At 35.9% G+C, this 24,880-nt stretch carries 27 protein-coding genes, 1 pseudogene and 1 riboswitch; of the genes and pseudogenes, 25 read left to right on the plus strand and 3 right to left on the minus strand.

From position 1 onward, the window contains the following. Positions 1–120 precede the first annotated feature (120 nt). A riboswitch (FMN riboswitch) is annotated at positions 121–258 on the plus strand. A 165-nt stretch (positions 259–423) separates the two neighbouring features. Continuing rightward, entirely contained in the window at positions 424–1,002 is a 579-nt protein-coding gene (locus LOK41_RS12900; protein WP_174099601.1) for an ECF transporter S component, read from the plus strand. Between the two features lie 116 nt (positions 1,003–1,118). Here the strand turns inward: LOK41_RS12900 and LOK41_RS12905 are convergent, their stop codons facing one another. Then, the gene (locus LOK41_RS12905; RefSeq protein ID WP_020059638.1) at positions 1,119–1,367 is read right to left on the minus strand and encodes a ferredoxin; all 249 of its coding nucleotides are present in this window, start codon (positions 1,365–1,367) and stop codon (positions 1,119–1,121) included. Between the two features lie 228 nt (positions 1,368–1,595). Here LOK41_RS12905 and LOK41_RS12910 point away from each other — a divergent pair, with 228 nt between their 5' ends. The 11 genes from LOK41_RS12910 to LOK41_RS12960 all read left to right on the plus strand — a co-directional run bounded on the left by LOK41_RS12910 (position 1,596) and on the right by LOK41_RS12960 (position 11,770). Further along, complete coding sequence (locus LOK41_RS12910; protein WP_241816865.1) at positions 1,596–2,657, plus strand: YpbB family protein; 1,062 nt, start codon at positions 1,596–1,598, stop codon at positions 2,655–2,657. Further along, entirely contained in the window at positions 2,647–4,179 is a 1,533-nt protein-coding gene (locus LOK41_RS12915; protein WP_241816867.1) for a RecQ family ATP-dependent DNA helicase, read from the plus strand. The genes LOK41_RS12910 and LOK41_RS12915 overlap by 11 nt, the downstream gene beginning before the upstream one ends. After that, positions 4,175–4,738 carry a CPBP family intramembrane glutamic endopeptidase gene (locus tag LOK41_RS12920; RefSeq protein ID WP_241816916.1) on the plus strand — a complete coding sequence of 188 codons (564 nt, stop codon included), beginning with the start codon at positions 4,175–4,177 and terminating at the stop codon, positions 4,736–4,738. The genes LOK41_RS12915 and LOK41_RS12920 overlap by 5 nt, the downstream gene beginning before the upstream one ends. 22 nt (positions 4,739–4,760) lie before the next feature. Continuing rightward, the gene (locus tag LOK41_RS12925; protein WP_241816868.1) at positions 4,761–5,255 is read left to right on the plus strand and encodes a LysM peptidoglycan-binding domain-containing protein; all 495 of its coding nucleotides are present in this window, start codon (positions 4,761–4,763) and stop codon (positions 5,253–5,255) included. A 138-nt stretch (positions 5,256–5,393) separates the two neighbouring features. Then, positions 5,394–6,170, plus strand: a complete 777-nt coding sequence (locus tag LOK41_RS12930) for a metallophosphoesterase (protein WP_241816870.1) — start codon at positions 5,394–5,396, stop codon at positions 6,168–6,170. Positions 6,171–6,199: 29 nt separating this feature from the next. Then, positions 6,200–7,099: a MerR family transcriptional regulator gene (locus LOK41_RS12935; RefSeq protein ID WP_241816871.1), complete on the plus strand. Its 900-nt coding sequence runs from the start codon at positions 6,200–6,202 to the stop codon at positions 7,097–7,099. 77 nt (positions 7,100–7,176) lie between these two features. Beyond that, positions 7,177–7,779 carry a genetic competence negative regulator gene (locus LOK41_RS12940; RefSeq protein WP_241816872.1) on the plus strand — a complete coding sequence of 201 codons (603 nt, stop codon included), beginning with the start codon at positions 7,177–7,179 and terminating at the stop codon, positions 7,777–7,779. 259 nt (positions 7,780–8,038) lie between these two features. After that, positions 8,039–9,322, plus strand: a complete 1,284-nt coding sequence (gudB, locus tag LOK41_RS12945; RefSeq protein ID WP_174099608.1) for an NAD-specific glutamate dehydrogenase — start codon at positions 8,039–8,041, stop codon at positions 9,320–9,322. A gap of 506 nt (positions 9,323–9,828) precedes the next feature. Further along, complete coding sequence (locus LOK41_RS12950; protein ID WP_174099687.1) at positions 9,829–10,065, plus strand: DUF3961 domain-containing protein; 237 nt, start codon at positions 9,829–9,831, stop codon at positions 10,063–10,065. Positions 10,066–10,143: 78 nt separating this feature from the next. Beyond that, complete coding sequence (locus LOK41_RS12955; RefSeq protein WP_241816874.1) at positions 10,144–10,674, plus strand: peptidoglycan recognition protein family protein; 531 nt, start codon at positions 10,144–10,146, stop codon at positions 10,672–10,674. A 112-nt stretch (positions 10,675–10,786) separates the two neighbouring features. Continuing rightward, positions 10,787–11,770, plus strand: a complete 984-nt coding sequence (locus LOK41_RS12960; protein WP_241816875.1) for a YpdA family putative bacillithiol disulfide reductase — start codon at positions 10,787–10,789, stop codon at positions 11,768–11,770. A gap of 25 nt (positions 11,771–11,795) precedes the next feature. Here LOK41_RS12960 and LOK41_RS12965 read toward each other — a convergent pair whose 3' ends face one another. Further along, on the minus strand, positions 11,796–12,770 hold the full coding sequence (locus LOK41_RS12965) for an asparaginase (RefSeq protein WP_174099611.1): 975 nt from the start codon (positions 12,768–12,770) through the stop codon (positions 11,796–11,798). Between the two features lie 198 nt (positions 12,771–12,968). Here LOK41_RS12965 and LOK41_RS12970 point away from each other — a divergent pair, with 198 nt between their 5' ends. From LOK41_RS12970 to fni, 4 genes are all read left to right on the plus strand, one after another. Beyond that, the gene (locus LOK41_RS12970; RefSeq protein WP_174099612.1) at positions 12,969–13,142 is read left to right on the plus strand and encodes a DUF5359 family protein; all 174 of its coding nucleotides are present in this window, start codon (positions 12,969–12,971) and stop codon (positions 13,140–13,142) included. A 131-nt stretch (positions 13,143–13,273) separates the two neighbouring features. Beyond that, a complete protein-coding gene (gene cmk, locus LOK41_RS12975; RefSeq protein WP_241816877.1) occupies positions 13,274–13,951 on the plus strand; it encodes a (d)CMP kinase in 678 nt (225 codons plus the stop codon). 327 nt (positions 13,952–14,278) lie between these two features. After that, positions 14,279–15,427, plus strand: a complete 1,149-nt coding sequence (rpsA, locus tag LOK41_RS12980; protein WP_241816879.1) for a 30S ribosomal protein S1 — start codon at positions 14,279–14,281, stop codon at positions 15,425–15,427. Between the two features lie 12 nt (positions 15,428–15,439). Next, positions 15,440–16,489, plus strand: a complete 1,050-nt coding sequence (gene fni, locus LOK41_RS12985; RefSeq protein ID WP_241816880.1) for a type 2 isopentenyl-diphosphate Delta-isomerase — start codon at positions 15,440–15,442, stop codon at positions 16,487–16,489. Positions 16,490–16,818: 329 nt separating this feature from the next. On the opposite strand, the gene LOK41_RS12990 is transcribed toward fni, so the two are convergent. Then, entirely contained in the window at positions 16,819–16,953 is a 135-nt protein-coding gene (locus LOK41_RS12990; protein WP_174099616.1) for a YpzI family protein, read from the minus strand. 119 nt (positions 16,954–17,072) lie between these two features. Between LOK41_RS12990 and LOK41_RS12995 the strand changes: the two are divergent. The 9 genes and pseudogenes from LOK41_RS12995 (at position 17,073) to spoIVA (ending at position 24,625) form a co-directional block, all read left to right on the plus strand. Continuing rightward, a pseudogene (locus LOK41_RS12995) lies at positions 17,073–17,683 on the plus strand (YphA family membrane protein). Further along, on the plus strand, positions 17,676–18,569 hold the full coding sequence (locus tag LOK41_RS13000) for a YIEGIA family protein (RefSeq protein ID WP_241816881.1): 894 nt from the start codon (positions 17,676–17,678) through the stop codon (positions 18,567–18,569). Before LOK41_RS12995 ends, LOK41_RS13000 begins: the two are co-directional and overlap by 8 nt. Continuing rightward, the gene (locus LOK41_RS13005; protein ID WP_174099619.1) at positions 18,566–18,751 is read left to right on the plus strand and encodes a capping complex subunit for YIEGIA; all 186 of its coding nucleotides are present in this window, start codon (positions 18,566–18,568) and stop codon (positions 18,749–18,751) included. The genes LOK41_RS13000 and LOK41_RS13005 overlap by 4 nt, the downstream gene beginning before the upstream one ends. 124 nt (positions 18,752–18,875) lie before the next feature. After that, positions 18,876–20,186, plus strand: a complete 1,311-nt coding sequence (gene der / locus LOK41_RS13010; protein WP_174099620.1) for a ribosome biogenesis GTPase Der — start codon at positions 18,876–18,878, stop codon at positions 20,184–20,186. Positions 20,187–20,204: 18 nt separating this feature from the next. Further along, positions 20,205–21,227 carry an NAD(P)H-dependent glycerol-3-phosphate dehydrogenase gene (locus LOK41_RS13015; RefSeq protein ID WP_241816882.1) on the plus strand — a complete coding sequence of 341 codons (1,023 nt, stop codon included), beginning with the start codon at positions 20,205–20,207 and terminating at the stop codon, positions 21,225–21,227. Positions 21,228–21,345: 118 nt separating this feature from the next. Next, a complete protein-coding gene (locus tag LOK41_RS13020) occupies positions 21,346–21,597 on the plus strand; it encodes a stage VI sporulation protein F (protein WP_174099622.1) in 252 nt (83 codons plus the stop codon). A 287-nt stretch (positions 21,598–21,884) separates the two neighbouring features. Further along, positions 21,885–22,088 (plus strand): DUF2768 domain-containing protein, encoded by a 204-nt coding sequence (locus LOK41_RS13025; protein WP_174099623.1) that lies wholly within the window; start codon positions 21,885–21,887, stop codon positions 22,086–22,088. Between the two features lie 109 nt (positions 22,089–22,197). Further along, positions 22,198–22,908, plus strand: a complete 711-nt coding sequence (locus LOK41_RS13030) for a hypothetical protein (protein WP_241816918.1) — start codon at positions 22,198–22,200, stop codon at positions 22,906–22,908. 238 nt (positions 22,909–23,146) lie between these two features. After that, entirely contained in the window at positions 23,147–24,625 is a 1,479-nt protein-coding gene (gene spoIVA, locus LOK41_RS13035) for a stage IV sporulation protein A (RefSeq protein WP_174099624.1), read from the plus strand. The last annotated feature ends 255 nt before the right edge of the window (positions 24,626–24,880 follow it).

Below are 24,880 nucleotides of genomic sequence, written 5' to 3' on the forward strand. Positions count from 1 at the left end.
GATCGAGCTGATTAAGGTTCAATTTATAATAAAAATACTACTTACTATTTATAAGTTATAAACATTTTTGTTCACAACTGTACGATGATGTTGTATAATGGTGGAGAAAATAGAATATCGGTCTATCTTCGGGGCAGGGTGAAAATCCCGACCGGCGGTGATGAACAGTTGCTTTTCGTTCTAAGCCCGCGAGCCGTTAAGGCAGGATTTGGTGAGATTCCAAAGCCGACAGTATAGTCTGGATGGGAGAAGATGGAGGTTCAAGCGTTCAAAAAAGATAAGTATTTGAACGTCTGTTTGATGTGCCTAAAAAATTCTCCCTTTGTGTAAAACACAAAGGGTTTTTTCATGATAGGAAAAAAATAGGCATAGCAGAACCTTTCCACTTTCCATGAGATGATCGATGGAAAAGGAGAGAGAAGGATGAAACAAAAAAACAGTGTAGTACAAATGGTGAGCGTAGCGATGCTTAGTAGTATTGCGTATTTGCTTATGATGTTGGATTTCCCATTCCCAGGACTTCCGCCGTTTTTAAAAATTGACTTTAGTGATGTGCCAGCTTTAATTGCAGCGATTATTTTTAGCCCAATTGCAGGTGTAGTTGTAGAAGCGATAAAAAATATTCTTCACTACGGGATTCAAGGCAGTTTAACGGGAGTTCCAGTTGGAGAAATAGCAAACTTTATTGCAGGATGTCTATTTATTGGACCAGCAGCTTTCTTATTCCGGAAGTATCGCACAGTAAAGAGTTTAACAACAGGGTTAATGTTAGGGACAGTTACTATGGCGGTAATTATGAGTGTGTTAAATTATTTCATCATTTTACCAGCTTACACTTGGTTTTTAAATCAGCCTGCTATGTCTAGTAGTGGTATGCGACAAATGATTGTAGCGGCAATTCTCCCATTTAATTTAATTAAGGGAATTGTTGTAACAGTTGTATTTGTAGCACTGTTCTCACGCTTAAAAGTGTGGGTATTTGCAAAAATGAAAAATGCATAGAAACTTTGGTCATCAGCGGGAGAGCATCGCTGATGGCTTTTTTTATTTGTGAGTTAGATAAATAACCAAAACCCCCCTCATAAAAATAAGGGGGGTTTTTGAAGTTAATAAAAAGACTATTCGAATTTTAAAGCGTCGCCATCGAATGTTTCGTCAGCAACTTTAATTGAGTCAGTTGGACAACCTTCAAATGCATCCATCATGTCGTCAATTAATACGTCTGGAATTTCAACGATACCTTGGTTATCATCTAGTGTTACAAATGCAATACCTTCATCATCGTAGTCATAAATGTCTGGTGCAGCAGCTCCGCAAGCTCCACATGCGATGCAAGTGTCTTTATCAACAATTGTATATTTTGCCATATTTTTTTCCCTCCTGATAATATGTATGTGAAAATAGTCGCTATAAAAATTATAATCTTATTGTAAAACGGTTTTTTAAACTTTTCAACATAAAATTATAATGATAATGCTTATCAATTAGGGTGTCAACTTATTTTTGATTTATTTCATAAGATTTTCAAAATGCCTAAATGCTGTACAGTTTGATACAATAGAAAATATAGATGGAATTGAAAGGTGGAAGCGGCGATGCAGTTACAATATACTTTATTATATTGTATAAAACAATTAAATGGTGAACGAACTGTTTCTTCCATTTATCACCTTTTAAAAGGGAAACGTTCTTCACAAACATTACAAGACGGAAATATATTTCACATTTCTTTTCTGTTTGGGATATATAAATCATTACAACGTTCTGATTATGATCAGGAAATTGAACATGTATTACATAAAGAATGGATTCAGAGCGTGCATGAAAATACGTACATTTTAACTGACACAGGAAAACGACAGCTGGGAACTTGGGAAGAAACACTTTTTTTCCCGCAGTATTTACACGGTTTGCACTATGGTGATCTTGGTGAAATGTTTTGGAAACGACTTTCGTTAATTATTCAAACCGTATCAAATTTACAACAGCAAAATGCAAAGTTTATTCCAATCCAACAAGATACAGAGGTAATGATGTGGGTTAAGCAGTTTCTCATCGGGATGCCATATGCAAGAAGTGAACTTGCAAAAAGGTTATGGAAAGAGATGCATACGCTGTTACAAGATGCTTTACCGATAGAAGCAACAATTTTTACATATCGATTAACTGGATATGAAAGAATTGGATATACATTAAAGCAACTTGCGGAAATTACAAGTCAAGATGTATTTCGCGTACATCTTTTATTTTGGGGCACCGTTCATTTCTTTATTCAATCTGTTCGAGATAATGAAAAAGAATTCCCGCTATTAACAAAAATTATTGCTTATCCGAATGAAAGGGCAGATTTGTTTAGTTTATCAACACAAAAAACATATCAACTTTGGAAACAAGGGCGTTCTTTGGATGAAATTGCAACAATTAGAAATTTAAAGGTTGCAACAATAGAAGATCATTTTGTTGAAATTGCATTACGAGAAAGAGATTTTTCTATTGAAATGTTTATGGAAAAAAATAAAATCAAGCATGTGCAGCGCATTATTGAAACGTTACAAACACGGAAGTTACGTGTGTTAAAGCAAGCAGTAGGAGAAGCGGTTTCTTATTTTGAAATTCGTCTTGTGTTAGCGCAGATGGGGGTTGTAAATGAGGCTTGAGGATTATTTGCATAAGTGGTTTGGTTATAACGAATTTCGTCAAGGGCAGAAAGAGGTTATTGCGGATTTATTACAAGGAAAAGATGTTGTAGCAATGCTTCCAACTGGAAGAGGAAAGTCAATGTGTTATCAGCTTCCAGGCCTTATGCAAGATGGAACAGTAGTAATTGTTTCACCATTACTATCCTTAATGGAAGATCAGGTAGCGCAGCTTAAATATGTAGTGAAGGACCGTGTGATCGCGTTTAATAGTTTTCGTACATTGATTGAAAAAAAGAAAGCGATAAAAAGATTATCTTCTTATAAATTTGTCTTTGTCTCACCTGAAATGTTGCAATCTGAAGTAATAGTAAGAGAACTAAAAAAGATTCATATTTCACTATTTGTGATAGATGAAGCACATTGTATTTCGCAATGGGGCTATGATTTTCGAACAGACTATAAAAAATTAGACCAAGTTATAGCAGGTATTGGACATCCTCCTGTGTTGGCATTAACGGCTACTGCAACAAAAGAAGTATTACAGGACATTATAAAAAGTTTAAAACTTACGAATGTAGCAGAGCATTTGTACTCGATTGATCGCCCAAATATTGCAATGGAGGTACAATTTGTACAAACAATAGAAGAGAAAAAGGAAGCGCTTCTCAAGCATGTTACTTATTTGCAAGGACCAGGAATTATTTATTGTTCGAGCAGGGCTTGGACGGAGCGTCTGGCAGAATATTTAAGGAGTAAAGGTATAGCAGATGTTGCATTTTATCATGGTGGAATGGAACACGAAGAACGGATGTTAATTCAGCAGCAATTTATGAATAATCAACTACAACTCGTTATATGTACAAGTGCATTTGGTATGGGGGTAAACAAGCCGAATACAAGGTATATTATTCATTTTCATTATCCAGCAAATATTGCTTCTTATTTACAAGAGATTGGTAGAGCGGGAAGGGATGGAGAGTCGAGCATTGCAATTCTACTTTGTAGTCCGCTAGATCACGATTTACCGGTTTCTATCATTGAAGATGAATTACCAAATAAACAACAAATTCAATTTTTATTTTCCTTACTACAAGAAAAGATGTTTCATACGAAAGTATTGCCAATAGAAGATGTGGAAGAAATTTGTTATAATGCTGCAAGGTTTAGTGAGCAACATTGGCGTTTTGTACGTTATCACTTAGAAAAGATGAAAATCATGCAACAGAAGAAGCTCATTATGGAATCCTTGTCAGATGAAACAAGGGGAAAAATAATGTTAGAAGTAGATGAGCGTCTTCGGAATAAATATAGTCAACTAGAAAATATGAAATCATGGCTACAGTATAAAGGATGCAGACGGGAACAGATGCTACATCTATTTGGATATAAGAAGGAAGTGCAGGTGAAAAATTGCTGTAACTACTGTGGTATTTCAAAAGAAGATTACAAAAAAAGACGAGCAAGACAATCAATTTTCGACTATAATTGGGAAGCAGAGTTACAATTTCTCTTTGGTATGAAAGAACGGAGGAATGATTAACATTCAAAGACGTAGTATTGAAGACATAGGTCCGAAAGAAATACGGCTGAATCTCTATATAACACAATTAATAATTATAGGTGTTGGCTGTGTGTTAGCCTATATATTATTTCCAAATAGGAGTGAATTTTATGATTTGTGGAAATGGGAACCCATTTCAATTCTTGTAATAGGTAGTGTGGTTGCGGGCGTTGTTGTGTTATTTGATTATATTGCAATGCAAGTGCTGCCAGAATCGTGGTTTGATGATGGGGGAATTAATGATCGAATGTTCCAAGGAACTTCTGTAATACAATTATTCTGTATTACGTTTGTTATTGGATTTGCTGAAGAATTTTTATTTCGAGGTGTATTACAGACGCATTTTGGACTTGTAGTTGCAAGCCTTATTTTTGCTGTTTTACATATTCGATATGTGAGAAAGCCATTTCTGTTTTGCTTTGTATGTATGATTAGTTTTCTGTTTGGATATGTGTTCCAATGGACAGAGAATTTATTTATAACAATATTTGCACACTTTCTTGTTGATTTTATTATGGGACTTCAATTAAGAAAATAAGTGGAAGGTGGTGGTGAACAACATGAGAAAACAAATTCCTGATTTTGAAGATGAGTTGGAAGAAGAGTTGGAAGAAGAGCAAACAGAAGAAGGTTTACCGCCGCGAAGTGAGGTTCATAGAAATAAAGAGAAGAAAAAATCTAAATTTAAGATTAACCACTTTTTTGTTCGGGTTTTAACATTTTTATTTATTTTGTTACCGCTTAGTATTTTATGGTATACGGATAAGTATATCGAAGTAAAAAGTGCCAACAAGAATGATACCTCTGGAAAAAATGCGTTTGAAGTGATTTTTTTCGATTCAAATAAACACGGTGAAGGAGAAAAGAAGCAGCTAGAAAAATTTGAAACGCACATTGTAAAAGAGGGGGAGACATTTGAAAGTATTGGGAAACAGTACTTTCCGAATGAAGATGGGGCTACAATTATTAAAAGCTATAACAATTTACAAGATGACCAATTAGAAGTAGGAAAAGAATTGAAAATTCCTATTAAAGAAAAGATAGAGAAGGAATAGCAACAGTAAAATAATTGTTGTAGGAGTGAACTGAAAAAGGTGAATGAAGCCGTTCATATTTGATAAGGCATTATTCGCCTTTTCGGCAATATAGTCTGATGGGATTATATTTTTTGAGAGGGAAGTTGAGAAACGTATATGTTATGGATTGGATTAGGTGGCACATTCATATGTATTGGTTTCATTTTTCTTTTTTTGATGTATAGAGAAGCAGTGCGTAATACGTTACTAGAACATACTTTATCATTTGTGAATTTCCCAAAAAGTTTTGGGAAAGTTAGGATATTTTTTATTTCAGATATTCATAGGAGAGTTATCTCACCTTCCTTAATTGAAAATGTAAAAGGAAACGCTGATTTTGTTATTATTGGTGGTGATTTAGCTGAGAAGGGGGTATCGTTATCACAAATTGCTGCTAATATTCAAACATTAAGCGGAATTGGTCCTATATATTTTGTATGGGGAAATAACGATTATGAAATTGACTATCATGAATTAGATGCGTTATTACTAGAAAATGGTGTGAAGATTTTAGATAATACACGAGTGCTGTTTGAATCAGAGAGTGGCGATAAACTTTGTTTATTAGGGGTGGATGATGTTGGATTAGAACGAGATCGTTTAGATTTGGCGCTAGCGGATTGTCAAGAAGATGGCTTTCGCATTCTTATTAGCCACAACTCTGCTATTGTAAACAAAATGTCTGGACAAGAGAAAATTTCTCTCGTATTAAGTGGTCATACTCATGGAGGGCAAATTCGTTTATTCCATTCTAAACGTTATCTAAAAGGCGGTGTATATGAGTATCCATGTACAACTCTATTTGTGAGTAATGGGTATGGAACGACATTAATACCACTACGTTTTCGAGCTCCAGCTCAAACACACTTAATTACATTGCAAAGAGAAAATTAAGAGATATTCGGTTTAAAGGTGGGGAAAATATGCCAACTTTAAAAGGAAAATATAATATAAAAGCTGTTTCGAATATGCTTGGGATTCAGCCAAGTACACTGCGGGCTTGGGAGAGACGATATCATATTATTGCTCCAAAGCGCAATGATGCAGGGTACCGTCTATATACAGAAGAGCATGTGAGAATCTTAAAATGGTTAATGAATAAAGTAAATGAAGGATTTACAATTGGTCAAGCAGTCCAGTTATTAGAAAGCAACCGATTGCAAAATCACAATCCAATTGAGATGACGTATAGCAAAGAAATTTTATTAGTGGACGATATCCTTGGTTATTTGTTAAAATTTGATGAAATACATGCCCGTGAATTATTAAACGAGGCATTTGTTATTTATACAATAGAAAAAGTAATCACTCATATATTTATCCCGATTGCTGATAAGTTAGAGACTATGCAGAAAAATGATGAGATAACAGCTGTACAAGAACGGTATGTGGATTCGTTTTTATGTTCACGCGTTGGAATGATTTATCATAATACGCAAACTAATTTTATTTTGCCAAAAGCCTTGGCTATTTGTGCACCAGGAGAAATGAATGTATTACATTTGTTTCTTTTTACGATATATTTACGTTTGAAGGGCTATCAAGCAATATATTTGGGGACAGGCCTAGAGGAAAATGAGATCTGTGCAGCCATCAAGCAATTCACACCTAAATATGTATTTATAGCATGTTCAAAAGAACGATATTTGAAAAGCGCGCTGAATTTGATTGAGAAGTTGCAAAGTCAGAATCCGAAAATCTGCACTGGACTTATTGGGTTTGCAAGCCAGCTTGTTTCAGATGAAGACAAGGTTGAACTTCAAAATATATGTATTGGCGATACAAAAAAAGAATGGGATGAATGGTTAAAAATGTCGGAATAGTTGTTCGAAAAGAACCATCTATTTTCTATTTCATATAATAAAAATTAGATACAACGGTTACGTAGGGAGGTTACAAGATGAGGTTGGAACGATTGAATTATAATAAAATTAAAATTTTCCTAACATTTGACGATTTATCTGAGCGAGGGTTGACTAAGGAGGATTTATGGAAAAATGCTCCAAAAGTGCAACAGTTATTTCGTGATATGATGCAAGAAGCAAATAAAGAACTTGGGTTTGAAGCAGATGGTCCAATTGCAGTTGAAGTTTTTTCTTTACAGGCACAAGGAATGGTTGTGATTGTTACAAAAGAAAATCATGAAACAGATACAGAAGATGAGTTTCGTGATGAGTTTATTGAAATGCAAGTAACTCTAGATGAGAGTGAGCATATATTGTATGAATTTGCAACGTTTGAAGATGTGATTACTTTGGCAAGTCGTTTGTATAATCTCGGTGTAACCGGGGGGAAACTTTACACATGGGATGGACGTTTTTATCTTTGGATGGAAGAAGAACCAGCGTTATTAAAGGCGGATATTATTGCAATTTTAGCGGAATACGGTAATTCTTCTACAGCAACAATTTATCGTATTATAGAATATGGAAAAGAATTAATGGATTCTCAAGCAATTCAGCAAATATACAAGTATTTTATCTTAAAACAAAACCTCAGCTAATGTAATTGGCTTGAGGTTTTGTTAGTGTTTTACGATATTCGAGAGATTAAAATACATTATAGTATAAAAAATATTTAAATATTTAAGTATTTTACTTTTCTAAAAGTGATAAAAGGACTATAATGATATTGAAAACGCTTGCAATAAAAATAAGTTTGTATATATTTGTTAGCGTTTTCTATTGCATTCCAAATTTAACGGTGTATACTAGGCAATGAAGGTTTACTAAACAAGTGAAATTACAGGGGGTTTACTTACTATGGTAGCCGAAAAGGGAGCTCAAACACAAACACAACAAAGGGAACAACACTTTGAATTATTAAATTCAACACAAATTGTTATTAGTGAAGCCCTAGAAAAATTGGGTTATCCAAACGAGGTATATGAATTACTTAAAGAACCAATTCGTATGATGACAGTGAAAATTCCAGTTCGTATGGATGACGGGACTGTTAAAATATTTACAGGATATCGCGCACAGCACAATGATGCTGTTGGTCCAACGAAAGGTGGAATTCGCTTCCATCCAAACGTAACAGAAAACGAAGTGAAAGCACTTTCTATTTGGATGAGTTTAAAATGTGGTATTGTTGATTTACCATATGGTGGAGGTAAAGGTGGTATCATTTGTGATCCACGAGAAATGTCTTTCCGTGAATTAGAAAGATTAAGCCGTGGATACGTACGAGCAATTAGTCAAATTGTTGGTCCAACAAAAGATATTCCTGCTCCAGATGTATTTACAAACTCACAAATTATGGCATGGATGATGGATGAATATAGCCGCATTGATGAATTCAATTCACCAGGATTTATTACAGGTAAACCACTTGTATTAGGTGGATCTCATGGCCGTGAAACAGCGACTGCGAAAGGTGTAACAATCTGTATTCGAGAAGCTGCGAAAAAACGCGGTATCGACATTAAAGGTGCTCGCGTTGTTGTCCAAGGGTTTGGGAACGCTGGAAGCTTCTTAGCTAAATTTATGCATGATGCTGGTGCAAAAGTAATTGCAATTTCTGATGCTTACGGTGCACTGCATGATCCAAATGGATTGGATATCGACTACTTACTTGATCGTCGTGACAGCTTCGGAACAGTAACAAAATTGTTTAACAATACAATTTCAAACAAAGAGCTATTAGAACTTGATTGTGATATTCTAGTTCCAGCTGCAATCGAGAACCAAATTACAGAAGAGAATGCTGCGGATATTAAAGCGAAAATTGTTGTAGAAGCAGCAAATGGTCCAACTACATTAGAAGCAACTAAAATTTTAACAGAACGCGGTATTTTACTTGTTCCTGACGTATTAGCAAGTGCTGGTGGTGTTACTGTATCTTACTTCGAATGGGTACAAAATAATCAAGGTTATTATTGGACAGAAGAAGAAGTAGAACAACGCTTAGAGAAAGTAATGGTAAGATCATTCGATTCCATTTATGAAACATCACAAGTTCGTAAAGTGAACATGCGTTTAGCAGCTTATATGGTTGGTGTACGTAAGATGGCAGAAGCTAGTCGCTTTAGAGGTTGGGTATAATAGAACGGAAAGTTAAGAGAGAACGTGGTTTCCTTCAAGGGAACCGCGTTTTTTTATTGAAGTGCATTATAAAGATTATAGAAAAGGAGGGATAAGATTTGCAAAGGAAGAGTGATGTAAGTGAGCGAGTGGCTGAGTTGGAAAAGAGAATTGTATTTTTAGAAGGGAGTTGAAAAAAGAAATTCAAGTGAAAAGGTGAGTGTACTACAAATCTTTGGGGAAGGAATTATATCTTTATTGTTTGGAGTGTGTATTGTTGGATCAGTGATTGCTATAGTTTGGGGAATTATAATATTACTTTTAAAGTGGATGGATAAAGTGAAACTTTCATCAGTGCGAGCCTTACTGCCTGTTAATACGGGATAAATTGTGACTGTTAATATAAGGGGATATGTTAAGAGTGGAAGTGCAATCATAAAAAACAAAAAAGAACGCTTGTTCTACACGAACGTTTGTGCTATACTTTCCTTAGATAAACAAAACGGAAACAAAATAAGGAGAGATTAATAATGAAAATGACAGCAAACCAAAGATTTATGATGCCAACAGATGTTATGGAACGGGTAGAAGTTTTACGAGAAAAACATGTGAAACGCTCATCTTTGTTACAATCCGTGAATAAATTTTTCGGTTTAGATACAAAAGAAGACTGTGTTTGGTTTTATGGGTTTTATGGAACTGCTGTAAGTATTTTATTATTTATGGTCTTTACTTCAAATATTTTTGATTTTCTCTTTGCGTAAGAAATGTGCCATATAGATATCGAGGTTGAATACATATATAAGGAAGAAAGGTAATTTTCTAGAGCGGAGTTGATAGACATGGTGATGTTCCCTATAGAGCGAAATTATATTGGGTACGGAAGCTCGCGACCAGGAATCCGCCTTTCAAAGGTAAGATTTATTGTAAGCCATGATACGGGGAATCCTGGTAGTAATGCGATAGGAAATCGTGATTACTTTAATGAAGTACAACCGAAAGCATCGGCACATACTTTTGTAGATGATACAACTATTTTAGAAATTATTCCAATTAGTGAGGTAGCATATCACGTAAGATATGGCGTACCGACAGATAATGACTTGTTTGGTTATGATGCAAATAAAGCATCAATTGGTGTTGAAATGTGCTACGGAGGAACTGTTAACTTTTGGGATTCATATACACGATTTACATGGTACCATGCCTATTTATGCCATACATTCAATTTAAATCCTAAAACGGATATTGTATCTCATAAAACACTAGATCCGGCAAGAAAAATTGATCCAGAAAATGTATTGGGGCAACAAGGAATAAGATTCAGACAGTTTTTAGCGGACGTCTATCGAATGTACGTATCGTTTAGATGACAAATATATGAAAAATGAATACAATAAAGATAGGTGCCTACTGCTGAAAGTAGGTTTTTTCTTGTTTTTTAATAAATAGAGATTGAAGCATAGGACTAGGAGTGAACCGAGTATGCAAAAAGAAACAGCTATAATAATCGGGGGCGGACCATGTGGGTTAGCAGCGGCGATTTCGCTGCAGCAAGAGGGAATCAATCCACTCGTAATTGAAAAAGGAAATATTGTGAATGCGATTTATCATTATCCAACTCATCAAACATTTTTTTCCTCTAGTGAAAAGCTTGAGATTGGTGATGTTGCGTTTATTACAGAAAATCGTAAACCGGTACGCAATCAAGCGCTTGCGTACTATCGCGAAGTGGTAAAACGTAAAGGTGTGCGTGTCAACGCATTTGAACGTGTAGAACAAGTGCAAAAGGACGGGAACTTCTTTAGAGTAAATACGACGAAGCGTGATGGGAATAAGGAGACATATACTGCAAAATATATTGTAGTGGCAACGGGATATTATGATAACCCCAACTATATGAACGTTCCTGGAGAAAACTTAGACAAAGTATCTCATTACTTTAAAGAGGCACATCCGTATTTTGACCGTGATGTAGTTGTAATAGGAGGGAAAAATTCAAGTGTAGATGCGGCGTTAGAACTTGTAAAAGCTGGAGCGCGTGTAACGGTGTTGTATCGCGGGGGAGAATATTCACAGAGTATTAAGCCGTGGATTTTACCTGAATTTGAAGCATTAGTGCGTAATGGTACAATTCAAATGCAGTTCCATGCTCATGTGAAAGAAATTACCGAACATACACTTACGTATACAAGTAACGGAGAGTCATTTACAATTCAAAATGATTTTGTATTTGCGATGACGGGATACCACCCGGATCATAGTTTTCTAACAAAAATGGGAGTAGAAATTGATAAAGAAACAGGGCGCCCACTATTTACAGAAGAAACAATGGAAACGAATGTTGAAAATATCTTTATAGCGGGTGTTATTGCAGCTGGCAATAATGCGAATGAAATTTTTATTGAGAATGGAAGATTTCATGGTGGAGCAATTACACAAACAGTTGTATCAAGAGAACAAAAATAAGCTGTCGAATTCGACAGCTTATTTTTTAATCCTGCATAAACATTTGTTGAATTTTGTCTTGCGAGTGCGCACATTCTAAAGCGACAAGTAGTTTAATACGGGCTTTTTGGGCGTTCAAACCGTATGTGAAAACAATACCCATATCTTTTAATTGTTTCCCTCCGCCCTCATAGGAGTATATGTCTTGGACAATTCCGTTAAAGCAGCGGGAAACGAGAACAATTGGAATGCCTTTATTTATTAAGCGTTGTAAACTAGAGAGTGTTCTTGGTGGTAAATTCCCTTGACCAAGTGCTTCAATTACAATTCCGTCTACTGGTAAGGTTTCAATTGCTGCTAATAGTGTATCATCCATGCCAGCGTATGCTTTTAACACAACAACGTTTTTAGAAATTTGTCCGACTACATATGTTTCATGATGTACGAGAGCGTGATGAAAGACAACGCCACGCTTTGTCACCATACCAATTGGCCCGTATTGAGGGCTTTGGAAGGTTGCGACATTACTTGTATGCGTTTTTGTTACATTTGTTGCGCAATGAATTTCATCATTTAATACGACAAGAACACCTTTTCCGATTGCTTCATTGCTATTTGCAACCTTTACAGCAGATAAAAAGTTATATAAACCGTCAGCACCTAATTCGTTGCTAGAGCGCATTGCTCCTGTTACAACAATTGGAATGTTCGCTTGTACAGTTAAATCTAAAAAGTATGCAGTCTCTTCTAGTGTATCTGTACCATGTGTAATAACAACACCATGGATGCCTTCGTTTTTTACTCTTTCGTCAATAATGACTTGTAATTGTAACATCTCACTAGGAGTCATATGAGGTGATGGAAGATGAAAGACATCTTCGACGATTAAATCAATATCATCCTCTAAATCAGGAATGAATTTTAAAAGAGGATTTTGTTCCCCGGGTTGTACAACCCCAGTTTCTTTATCTTCTTCCATTGAGATTGTTCCACCTGTGTGTAAAACTAGGATTTTTTTCAATGCTTATACTCCTTTCCATTCGAAAAAATACATTTAGAACATACCATGTTTTTGCTAGATTCGACAATGAAAATGTATAAAAGTTTGTATTAGAAATGAAAATAAAGTTAGTTACTTTATACTTGGAAAGAATTGAAGTGATAGTTTTCTATCATAAGGTGTTGGAATGAGTGAGGAAAAATGAAAAGAGGATATTTTTTGAAAAAGATTGAGGGAGTTTTAATTCGTGTATTATTGGTTCAATTTATTTGTCTCTGCATTATTCAATTGCTCTTTATGCAAGAATCCACAGTGAAATATTTATCGAAAATTGTATATTATGAAGGAGTTATAAGTAAAAACAAAACGGATATTTTACAAGTGAATAAGTAGTTTTCATTTCCTTCTAGTAAGGATTATGCTACAATAATTGAGGATTTAATCGACAGGAAACAAGCGCAGAGAAGCAGGGGATTTGTACCTGCTTTTCATTTTGTTTTATAAGTGAAAAATGAGGTGCTACAATGGAAAAACGAATTTCAATTGCGATAGATGGTCCAGCTGCTGCTGGGAAAAGCACAGTTGCAAAGATTGTTGCGAAAGAACTTTCCTATGTTTATATTGACACAGGTGCAATGTATCGTACACTTACATACGCTGCTCTGGAGCAAAGTGTAGATATTGAAAATGAAAAAAGTCTAATGGCAGTTTTAAAAGATGTAAACATTGAGTTTCAACAAGGTGAAAATACACAATTAGTTTTCTTGAACGGCCAGGATGTATCTGAAGCGATTCGTACACCGAATGTAACAAATCGCGTATCAATTGTTGCCAAGCACCGTCTTGTTCGCGAAGAGATGGTACGTCGCCAACAGGCTCTAGCAGAAAAGGGTGGAGTGGTAATGGACGGTCGTGATATTGGTACACATGTGTTACCTAATGCGGAAGTGAAAATTTTCATGCTGGCGTCTGTTCAAGAGAGAGCGGAGCGTAGACATCTTGAAAATACGAAAAAAGGTTTTGCTTCTAGTTTAGAGCAATTGAAAAAAGAGATTGCTGAGCGTGATAAGTTGGATTCAGAGCGTGAAGTTTCTCCGCTGAAAAAAGCGAATGATGCATTGGAATTAGATACAACATCTTTATCAATTGAAGAAGTTGTACGAAAAATTATGGATATTGTTTCTGGAGCATTTGCAAAGTAAAGAAAGGGGAGCCCCCTTTCTTTTTTTTGAATCGTGGGGAATGGTAGGACACTTCTCTTGACAAATAAGTCAATTTGTAAGAAGTTAGTAAAAGAAGAGGAACTGTCAGAATATATTCGCTATTATATTTTAAAACATACTTTATTCAAGGAGATTTTGCTGTATACTATTTATATAGGTTTCTATACATTCTATGAAGTGTAGGACAAAAAATAGGTTAGAATCGAGTATGCGCTAAAACATTCTTATAACATGCAAATGAAAACATTTGTTTTCATTTCGTATATACATAAAAAAGCTTTGTCAATTCTGTAGGGAGGTATTTCCATGGTAGAGAAAATGAATGAAGAAGTTGTGAATTCAAAAGCATTACAAGTGGGTGACGTTGTTACAGGTTCTGTAACGAAAGTTGAAGAAAAGCAAGTTCTTGTAAATGTTGGATACAAAACAGATGGCGTTATTCCAATTAGTGAATTAGCTAACGTTCATATTGAAAAAGCGAGCGATGTTGTAGAATTAGATCAGACTCTTGAATTAAAAGTTATTAAATTAGAAGATGATGATCTTGTATTATCGAAACGTGCTGTTGATGCAGAAAAAGCATGGATAGAATTGCAAGAAAAATTCACTTCAGGTGAAGTGTTTGATGTTACTGTAAAAGATATTGTGAATGGTGGTTTAGTTGTAGATCTTGGTGTCCGCGGATTTATTCCAGCTTCACTTGTAGAAATGCATTATGTAGAAGATTTTACTGAATACAAAGGAAAAACATTAGCGGTGAAAATCGTTGAATTAGATCGTGAAAAGAATCGTGTTATTCTTTCGCATAAAGCAGTTGTAGAACAAGAATTAGAATCGAAGAAAAAAGAAGCGATCTCTTCTTTAAAAGAAGGAGATGTTGTGGAAGGTACAGTTCAACGTTTAACTGACTTCGGAGCTTTTGTGAATGTTGGTGGCGTAGATGGTTTAGTGCACATTTCTCAAATCTCTCATGACCGCGTTGAACAGCCGTCTGATGTGTTAACACAAGGACAAAGTGTAAAAGTCAAAGTGTTATCGGTTGATGCTGATACGCAACGTATTTCTTTATCGATTAAAGCTGCAGAGCCAGGGCCTTGGGAAAATGTTGCTGCTGAAGTTAAAGCGGGTGATGTTCGAGAAGGTAAAGTAAAACGTATTGTTACATTCGGTGCTTTCGTTGAAATTTTACCAGGTGTAGAAGGACTTGTGCACGTATCGCAAATTGCAAATCGCCACGTGAAAAATCCAAATGAAGTATTGGAAATGGGGCAAGAAGTGAAAGTGAAAGTACTTGAAGTACATGTAGCAGAAAAACGCATTTCTTTAAGTATAAAAGAAGCTGTTGAAGAAAATAATGAAACAGAAGATTACAGCCAATATGAGCCGACTGCTGAGTCTGCAACTTTCCAATTTAGTGATATTATTGGTGAACAACTGAAAAAATTAAAGAAATAAAGAGGGGTACAAGTGATAAGGGCAAAACGAAAATTAGAACATATTGAATACGCTCTTTCTACCGGACAGTCTCGTATACATGGCTTTCATGACATTGCTTTTGTCCATCAAAGCTTGCCAAATTCAAGTTATGAAAGCATTACATTTGAAACGGAAATCGGCGAACTTTCATTAAGTTCGCCGATTTTTATCAATGCGATGACCGGTGGTGGTGGAGAGCATACATTACATATTAATGAACAGTTGGCACATGTAGCCAAGCATCATAACCTTGCGATGGCTGTTGGTTCTCAAATGGCTGCGTTAAAAGATGAGAGAGAAGCGTCTTCTTATCGAATCGTTCGAAAGGTAAACCCAAATGGCATCGTTTTTGCAAATCTAGGTAGTGAAGCGAACGTTGAACAGGCAAAGCGAGCGGTTGATATGATCGAGGCGAATGCTCTGCAAATTCATTTGAATGTCATTCAAGAACTAACGATGCCAGAAGGTGACCGGGATTTTACAGGTGTATTAGAGCGGATTGAGCAAATTGTTATAGGTTCTCAAGTTCCTGTTATCGTGAAAGAAGTAGGGTTTGGTATGAATAAAGAAGCGGTACAGCAACTAGCTAATGTTGGTGTTACAGCTGTAGATATTGGTGGTTATGGTGGTACAAACTTTGCTGCAGTTGAAAATGAGCGAAGGCAGCGAATGCTTTCTTATTTTAACGATTGGGGCATTCAGACGGCAGCCTCTATAATAGAAGCATCCTCTACAAACAATAACCTCTCTCTCATTGCATCTGGTGGTATACAAACAGCACTTGATGTAGCAAAAGCGATTGCTCTAGGAGCGCAGTCAACTGCTTTTGCCGGATATTTTTTGCGTATATTGATGAATGATGGTATTGAGAAATTAATCGAAGAAATAGAACTTTTACATACGGATTTGCAATTTATTATGACGGCTCTTGGAGCGAGTACGCTTTCTGAGCTTCAGCGAGTGCCGCTTATTGTGAAAGGTGATACGTATCATTGGTTGTCGCAGCGTGGAATTGATACGAAGAATTACAGTATAAGATAGGATTTAATAGGAGATATAAAGGGAAAAAATCAACCATTTGGTTGGTTTTTTCTTTTATATGTGCGGAAAATGCATCTATATAAATTATTTTATACTATCATTAATTTATAAATTTGGAAAAGGATTTGAGATAAAGTGAAACATAGAGGTTGTTTATTTTAAAATTAAGTAGTTTAAAATACAACGCATTTAAAAAGTTAAATGAGAAGCTTTCTAATATTTAAGTAATAAAAAGATGGTTTTGGTGTTATACCGAAACCATCTTTTTTTGCGTTCATTGAGAATGTAATCTTACACTGGATTTTCGTAAAGTAAGAACTATTTTACTTTTAATGCTGATTTTGCTTACGTGCTTGCTCTGGTGTATCAAGACCCGTTGCACCAGGATATTGTAATGATTGATTACGATCCGATTCAACGCGGCGTGATTGTTTCAATTTTTTTTCTTGGCGGTCTTTTCCCATTGCTACATGCACCTCCTCAATAGAAAGTGTTGCTGTTATTAGAAAAAACTATGCAAAAAGAAGAAAAGGATTAGTTTTCATAAAAAGTTCCCATAATGGAAATGATAGGAGGAGAAAATATGGAGGGAAGTTATTTTTATTTCATAGCGTGGATGGGCTGGATTGTTACAACATTTTTTTTGAAAAAAGATGAAATTCGTTGGAAAGTAAGTGCTGTTATTTTGGTCCTTATTATTTGTTCACAAATTACTGTATATATTGCTTCTTTCACTGTATCAGTAAATGCTCTTATACTTGGTGTTATTTCTTTTTTAGGGATTGCTCTATATTCTATATGGAAAAAAATATACGCTTTATTGTCGGCACTTATTATTGCTATGTTATACACGAGTTTTCATTTATTAGGGGTGTATGATCCGATTTGGATTGTTATTGATCGAACTTGGATGTTGGGCGGTGCTCTTGTTTATGCATCAATTTTATTACATCGAGATCGTTTATTGCGCCTATGTTCTTTATACGCGGGAGCATTACAAGGTGAAATACTGGTAACATTTATTTTTCGCAGGCTTCATTTTCCATATGAATTTGGTAGTTTGGCATTTTTTGATAGCATTGCTGTTTCTACACTACTTGTTATGGTCACGTCTTATATCGTAAAAATATCAGCGTATAGAGGGCAATTTAGAAAAAAACATGTAAAAGAAAGGCAAGGATAATACATGACTGAATATACATCAGCCATTTTATGTGGCGTCATTGCTGGAACAGTAACGCGAATTTTGATGCTTCGTACAGATACAAGGCAGTATCCGACACGTTTACATGGAAAAATCATTCACATTGCTATGGGGTTAATTGCAGCAGCCTTAGGTGCAATTGCTATTCCATCTATTTTGAAGAAAGATTTTTCCGCAATTACTTTCTTGACTTTGGCTGCGTCTCAATTTCGAGATGTTCGAAATATGGAAAGAAATACATTGCAACAACTTGATGGATATGAACTTGTACCACGTGGAAACACGTATATTGAGGGAATCGCATTAGTATTTGAAAGTCGTAACTATTTAGCGATGTTAACATCATTTGCGACAACATTTGCATATATAGGATTTCATTCATGGATTGCTGGAGTAGTGGCTGGATTAATAGGTTTTTTTATTGCTAAAATATTAATGTCTGGTAAAAGGTTACGTGATTTTGTGGACGTTGAGCATGTGCCTCTCCGTTTTGAAGGAGCAGGACTATATATTGATAACATTTATATTATGAATATTGGATTACCAGCAAGGCAAGATGAAATTATGAAGTACGGAATGGGCTTTATTTTAAAACCTAAGTCTATCGATGCAAGGGTAACAATTTCAAATCTTGGACAACGACAGGCAATCTTGCATGATGTTTCGGTTGCACTTGGCATATTTAGAGATTCTGGAACCCCGGCGCTAGTCCCATTAGCTAAGCGTGATTTAGAAGATGGAAGGGTAGGGGTATTTGTACTCCCACAAGATCAAGATGTAAAAAAAGCAATCGCAGTAATAGGAAATGTACCGACATTAGAGAGTGCAGTTCATATGTCATCAGAGGCTCCAAAAGGAAGGGGAGATTTGCGATGATGTTAGAAAGCTATATTCTTGCTGTAATTACAACGACGCCAGAAAAATTTGGTGGGGGAGCACCTTTATTTATATGTGAATCGAAAGAAGAAATGGAGTTTGTAGCAAATAATTTAGAAGCGATTCTAGACGGCATTGCCCATCGCTTACAAGAGAATGTATATATTATTGTGAAACATTAGTAACGTGTGATATAATATGAGATGTTTTGATATGATGAGAAATATTCTGGAATGCAAATCCCTTCTTGCACAAAGAAGGGTTTTTTACATAATAAACAGAAGCAAGTTGAAAGGATGAAATGATATGCCGAAACCAGTAGTTGCAATAGTAGGGCGTCCGAACGTAGGGAAATCTACTATTTTCAATAGAATTGTTGGAGAGAGAGTTTCAATTGTAGAAGATATCCCAGGGGTAACACGAGATCGTATTTATAGCGCCGGTGAATGGTTAAATCATGAATTTAACATTATTGATACAGGTGGAATTGATATTGGAGACGAGCCATTTTTGACACAAATTCGTCAACAAGCAGAGGTTGCGATTGATGAAGCGGATGTTATCATTTTTATGACAAATGGCCGCGATGGTGTAACAGCTGCAGATGAAGAAGTGGCAAAGATTTTATATCGTTCTAAAAAGCCGGTTGTACTTGCAGTAAATAAAGTGGATAATCCTGAGATGCGTAATGATATTTATGATTTTTATGCATTAGGATTTGGTGAACCATTCCCAATTTCAGGTACACACGGATTAGGTTTAGGTGATTTATTAGACGAAGCAGCAAAGCATTTTCCAAAAATTGAAGAAGAAGCATATGATGACGAGACAATTCGTTTCTCATTAATTGGCCGCCCAAATGTAGGGAAATCTTCACTAGTAAATGCATTGCTTGGTCAAGAACGTGTAATCGTAAGTAACGTAGCGGGAACAACACGTGATGCTGTCGATACACCATATAGTAAAGATGATCAAGATTACGTTATTATTGATACAGCTGGTATGCGTAAAAAAGGAAAAGTATATGAGAGTACAGAAAAGTATAGTGTACTTCGTGCACTAAGAGCGATTGAACGCTCTGACGTTGTCTTAGTTGTTTTAGACGGTGAAGAAGGAATTATTGAGCAAGATAAAAAGATTGCTGGTTATGCACATGACTCAGGACGAGCTGTTATTATCGTTGTGAATAAATGGGATGCAGTTAAAAAAGACGAAAAGACAATGAAGGCATTTGAAGAAAATATTCGTGCGCATTTCCAATTCTTAGATTATGCACCGATTGTATTCTTATCTGCGAAAACGAAGAAACGTACACAGACATTATTACCGGTTATTAATGAAGTAAACGAAAGTCATAGCATTCGCGTACAAACGAACGTATTAAATGACGTAATTATGGATGCGGTAGCAATGAATCCAACACCAACACATAACGGTAGTCGTCTGAAAATCTTCTATGCAACACAAGTTGCGGTGAAACCACCGACATTTGTTGTCTTTGTAAATGATCCAGAATTAATGCATTTTTCATATGAACGTTTCTTGAAGAATCGTTTACGTGAGTCATTTGGCTTTGTAGGAACGCCAATTCGAATTATTTCTAGAGCAAGAGACTAATGGAGAGGATGTGATTTTATGAAAAAAATCACAGTAGTAGGAGCAGGTAGCTGGGGAACAGCGTTAGCGATGGTATTAGCTGACAATGGTCATGATGTACGTATTTGGGGAAATCGTTCTGAGCTAATGAATGAAATCAATATGAAACATGAGAACAGTCGATACCTTCCAGGAATTACATTGCCAAGCACAATCGTAGCCTACTCTTCTTTAGAGGAAGCATTAGTAGATGTAGATACAGTACTTTTAGTTGTACCGACGAAAGTGTACCGAGAAGTATTGCAAGACATGAAAAAATTTGTTTCAGGACCGATGACTTGGATTCATGCAAGTAAAGGGATTGAACCAGGAACTTCGAAACGTATTTCGGAAATGATTGAAGAAGAAATTCCGGCGCATCTTATTCGAGATGTCGTTGTTTTATCAGGACCGAGTCATGCAGAAGAGGTAGGACTTCGTCAAGCTACAACGGTTACTGCTGCAGCGAAGCGTATGGAAGCGGCTGAAGAAGTACAAGACTTATTTATGAATAGTTATTTCAGGGTGTATACGAATCCAGATATCGTTGGAGTAGAACTTGGTGGAGCGCTAAAAAATATTATCGCATTAGCCGCCGGCATAACAGATGGCCTCGGATTAGGTGATAATGCAAAAGCAGCTCTTATGACACGTGGTTTAACGGAAATTGCGCGTTTAGGAAGAAAAATGGGCGGTAATCCGTTAACATTTGCTGGTTTAACAGGAATGGGTGACTTGATTGTAACTTGTACAAGTGTCCATAGCCGAAATTGGCGCGCGGGAAATATGCTTGGTAAAGGATATTCATTAGAAGAAGTATTAGATAGTATGGGTATGGTAGTTGAAGGTGTACGAACAACGAAAGCGGCATACGAAATGGCTGAGAAAATGGAAGTGGAAATGCCGATTACGTCAGCTTTATATGATGTGCTATTCAATGGGAACAATGTGAAAGATGCAGTAGGATCATTGATGGGGCGTGTTCGTAAACATGAAGTTGAAGCAATACCCGATTTACTATAAGTAAAAGCTGTATGCGTGCAAAAAAAGCACGTATACAGCTTTTTGTTTTTCTGGGGCTTTTCACCATTTGTTTCTTTTTGCATAGGATGGAGTGTAAATTGAAGAGAGGGTGAAGGGAATGGATAATAACATTTTCAATAATATTGAGAAAGAAGCGAAAGTAAATAAAGACGATATTTTTAAATTAGCATCATCTGTACAAAACGCAAATTTACGCGATGAAAAAGTACTACGTCAATTAATTCATCAAGTTGCAACAATGGCGGGAAGAGAGGTACCGAAAGAACAAGAAAATCAAATTGTAAAAGCAATTATTAATAATAATATGCCGGCGGACTTTAGCTCGTTAAGTAAGATGTTTAAAAAATAAAGTTTGAGAAACAAAGGATTCGAGGATTGCATACGATAACTATGAAAATGGAAATGGAGCTGTTTGTGGGCATATTTGGTCAACCGAAGCGAATGGGATACATTCGCTTCGGTTTTATTTTTGTTTTCTCATGGCGTGGGGCAGAAAAAGGATTTGACCGCTTCTATGCATGGCCGGATATCCTCCCCCACCCTAAAAAGAAGAATCTTATATTATTTTCTATTTGTTTAAAATTTTTAATTTGTTAAAATAATATAAAAACAGATTAATAATTAAGGAGTGTGCCTATGTCTGAAGGACTGATAAAAATGTGGTTTTCTTTAGGAGCTATGGGATTTATGTTTATTGCGGTAGTTTTTATTTTATTAAGTAGACATAAAATGAAGAATAAAATTTTGAAAGGGATTACAGCAGGTATTGCCTATACACTTATGATTGTATCTGGGATTGTTATTTTCCTTGTAGTGTTTAGTGGACCGGTTGAACAATAAGAATGAATGATCAGCACGCTTTATTTTCGGATAGAATGTGAGGAGATAGGCGGAGATGTGTAAACGAGTTGTAATGGATGGGATTGAGAAAATAAAGGATGGATTGTCTGTGAAAAAACCCTATATTATTTTAATATTTTGTTGTATAAGCCTTTTATCAGGATGTATGTATCCTAGAGAAAATATGAAACAAAATGCTGTCCCTTATGAAGATCAGTTGCAAGCTGTTCAAAAGGCAGTCAATACATATAAGGAACAAAATGCGGGCTTATTACCGATTAAAACGCTTGATATGAATACACCAATTTATCAAAAGTACCCCATTGATTTTCAAAAAATTGCACCACGTTATATACAAGAAGCACCTGGAAATGCATATGAGAGTGGTGGAGTGTATCAATATGTATTAGTAGATGTAGAAACAAATCCAACGGTAAAGTTACTTGATGTCAGAATGGCGGAACAAATACGAGATGTCCAGTTGAAGTTACAAATGTATCGTGATGATCATCAATATCCTCCTTTTAAAAAGGTTATTGCAGACGGTGTTTATGAACTAGATTTTAAAAAAATGGGATATAAAGATGTGCCGCAAGTGACAAGTCCGTATTCTGGAAGAGGATTACCGCTTGTAATCAATGAAAAAGGAGAGATTTTTGTTGATTATCGAATGGATTTATATGAAATGTTACAAAAAAATGGAGAAAAAATGAAAGAGGGGGAAGATATTCGGAGTATACTTTTAAAAGATACGCCATTTGTGCCTGCATACTCTTTACCGTATACAGTAAAAAACGGAGAACCAATTTTTTTTAAATGATAAGTCATGAACCTTTCTTTTAGCGAATAAGTTCTAGAAGAAAGGTTTTTTCATGTAATACAACTTATGATGAAAACAAAAAAGTTCCTTTTAAATAGTCATATGAATTTAGGACAAAATCATATGATATATTGTCCGCACTTCTAGAATATTTTATATGATAAGAAACATCAATGAAGGCTATTGTATGTAAATACAAACTTGTATTATTCCCAAAAATTTTGAGGGAGGGAATCACTTGGAAAAGGTCGATATTTTTAAAGATATTGCTGAACGCACGGGCGGTGATATTTATTTAGGGGTTGTAGGAGCTGTTCGAACAGGGAAATCAACGTTTATTAAAAAATTTATGGAACTTGTTGTTATTCCGAATATCGAAAATGATTCAGATCGTCAAAGAGCACAAGATGAATTACCTCAAAGTGCCGCTGGACGTACGATTATGACAACAGAACCAAAATTTGTTCCAAACCAAGCGGTTTCCATCCAGGTTGATGACGGTCTTGAAGTAAATATTCGATTGGTAGATTGTGTAGGTTATACGGTTCCTGGAGCGAAAGGGTATGAAGATGAGAATGGCCCAAGAATGATCAATACACCTTGGTATGAAGAGCCTATCCCGTTTCATGAGGCTGCTGAAATTGGAACGCGTAAAGTAATTCAAGAACATTCTACTATTGGGGTTGTCATTACAACTGATGGAACGATTGGAGAAATTCCAAGACGGGATTATATAGAAGCAGAAGAACGTGTGATCAATGAGTTAAAAGAAGTAGGTAAACCATTTATCATGATTATTAATACTGTACAGCCATATCATCCAGATACAGAAAAGTTACGCCAAAGTTTATCAGAAGAGCATGATATTCCTGTATTGGCAATGAGTGTGGAGAGTTTAAGGGAAACAGATGTTTACAATGTACTTCGCGAAGCATTATTTGAATTCCCTGTTTTGGAAGTGAATGTAAATCTACCAAGCTGGGTTATGGTATTAAATGAAGGGCATTGGTTACGTCAAAGTTATCAAGAAGCTGTTCAAGAGACAGTTAAAGATATAAAACGGCTTCGCGATGTAGACCGTGTTGTCTGGCAGTTTAGTCAATATGAGTTTATTGATCGGGCAAGTCTAGCTGGAATCGATATGGGGCAAGGTGTTGCAGAGATTGACTTATATGCACCTGATGAGTTGTACGATCAAATATTAAAAGAAGTTGTAGGGGTAGAAATTAGAGGGAAAGATCATTTGTTGAAGTTGATGCTTGATTTTTCTCATGCGAAAACGGAGTATGATCAAGTTTCAGATGCTTTAAGGATGGTCAAACAAACAGGGTATGGTGTGGCTGCACCTGCATTAGCTGACATGAGCCTAGATGAGCCGGAAATTATTCGCCATGGATCACGATTTGGCGTGAAATTAAAGGCCGTTGCACCGTCGATTCATATGATTAAAGTCGATGTTGAATCTACTTTTGAGCCGATTATTGGTACTGAAAAGCAAAGTGAAGAGCTTGTCCGTTACTTAATGCAAGATTTTGAGGATGATCCGCTTTCTATATGGAATTCTGATATCTTTGGACGCTCGCTGAGTTCAATTGTTCGAGAAGGGATTCAAGCAAAATTGTCTTTAATGCCTGAAAATGCACGTTATAAATTAAAAGAAACGCTCGAAAGAATTATTAACGAAGGATCTGGCGGATTGATTGCCATTATTTTATAAGCAAAAGCTCCCTGATTGCAGGGGGCTTTTGTTTTTTTTATCTCGGATAAGATACCTACCGCAAAGGAGGAGGACAGGTGGAGAGTGCGCGGTTTGTGATGGGAGTTTCGCTTTATAGGGGAGTAGCTAGCAAATAAATAGCCATTATCTAACACTTTGTAGCATATTGTCAAGTTTCATCGTTTTTTCACATTTTCGTAGTAACAATTTCTTTAAAAATATTGAATTATACAGGAGAATCGTATAATATAGGCG

It is taken from the genome of Bacillus sp. TL12 (assembly GCF_022625245.1).
Taxonomy (GTDB): Bacteria; Bacillota; Bacilli; order Bacillales; family Bacillaceae_G; genus Bacillus_A.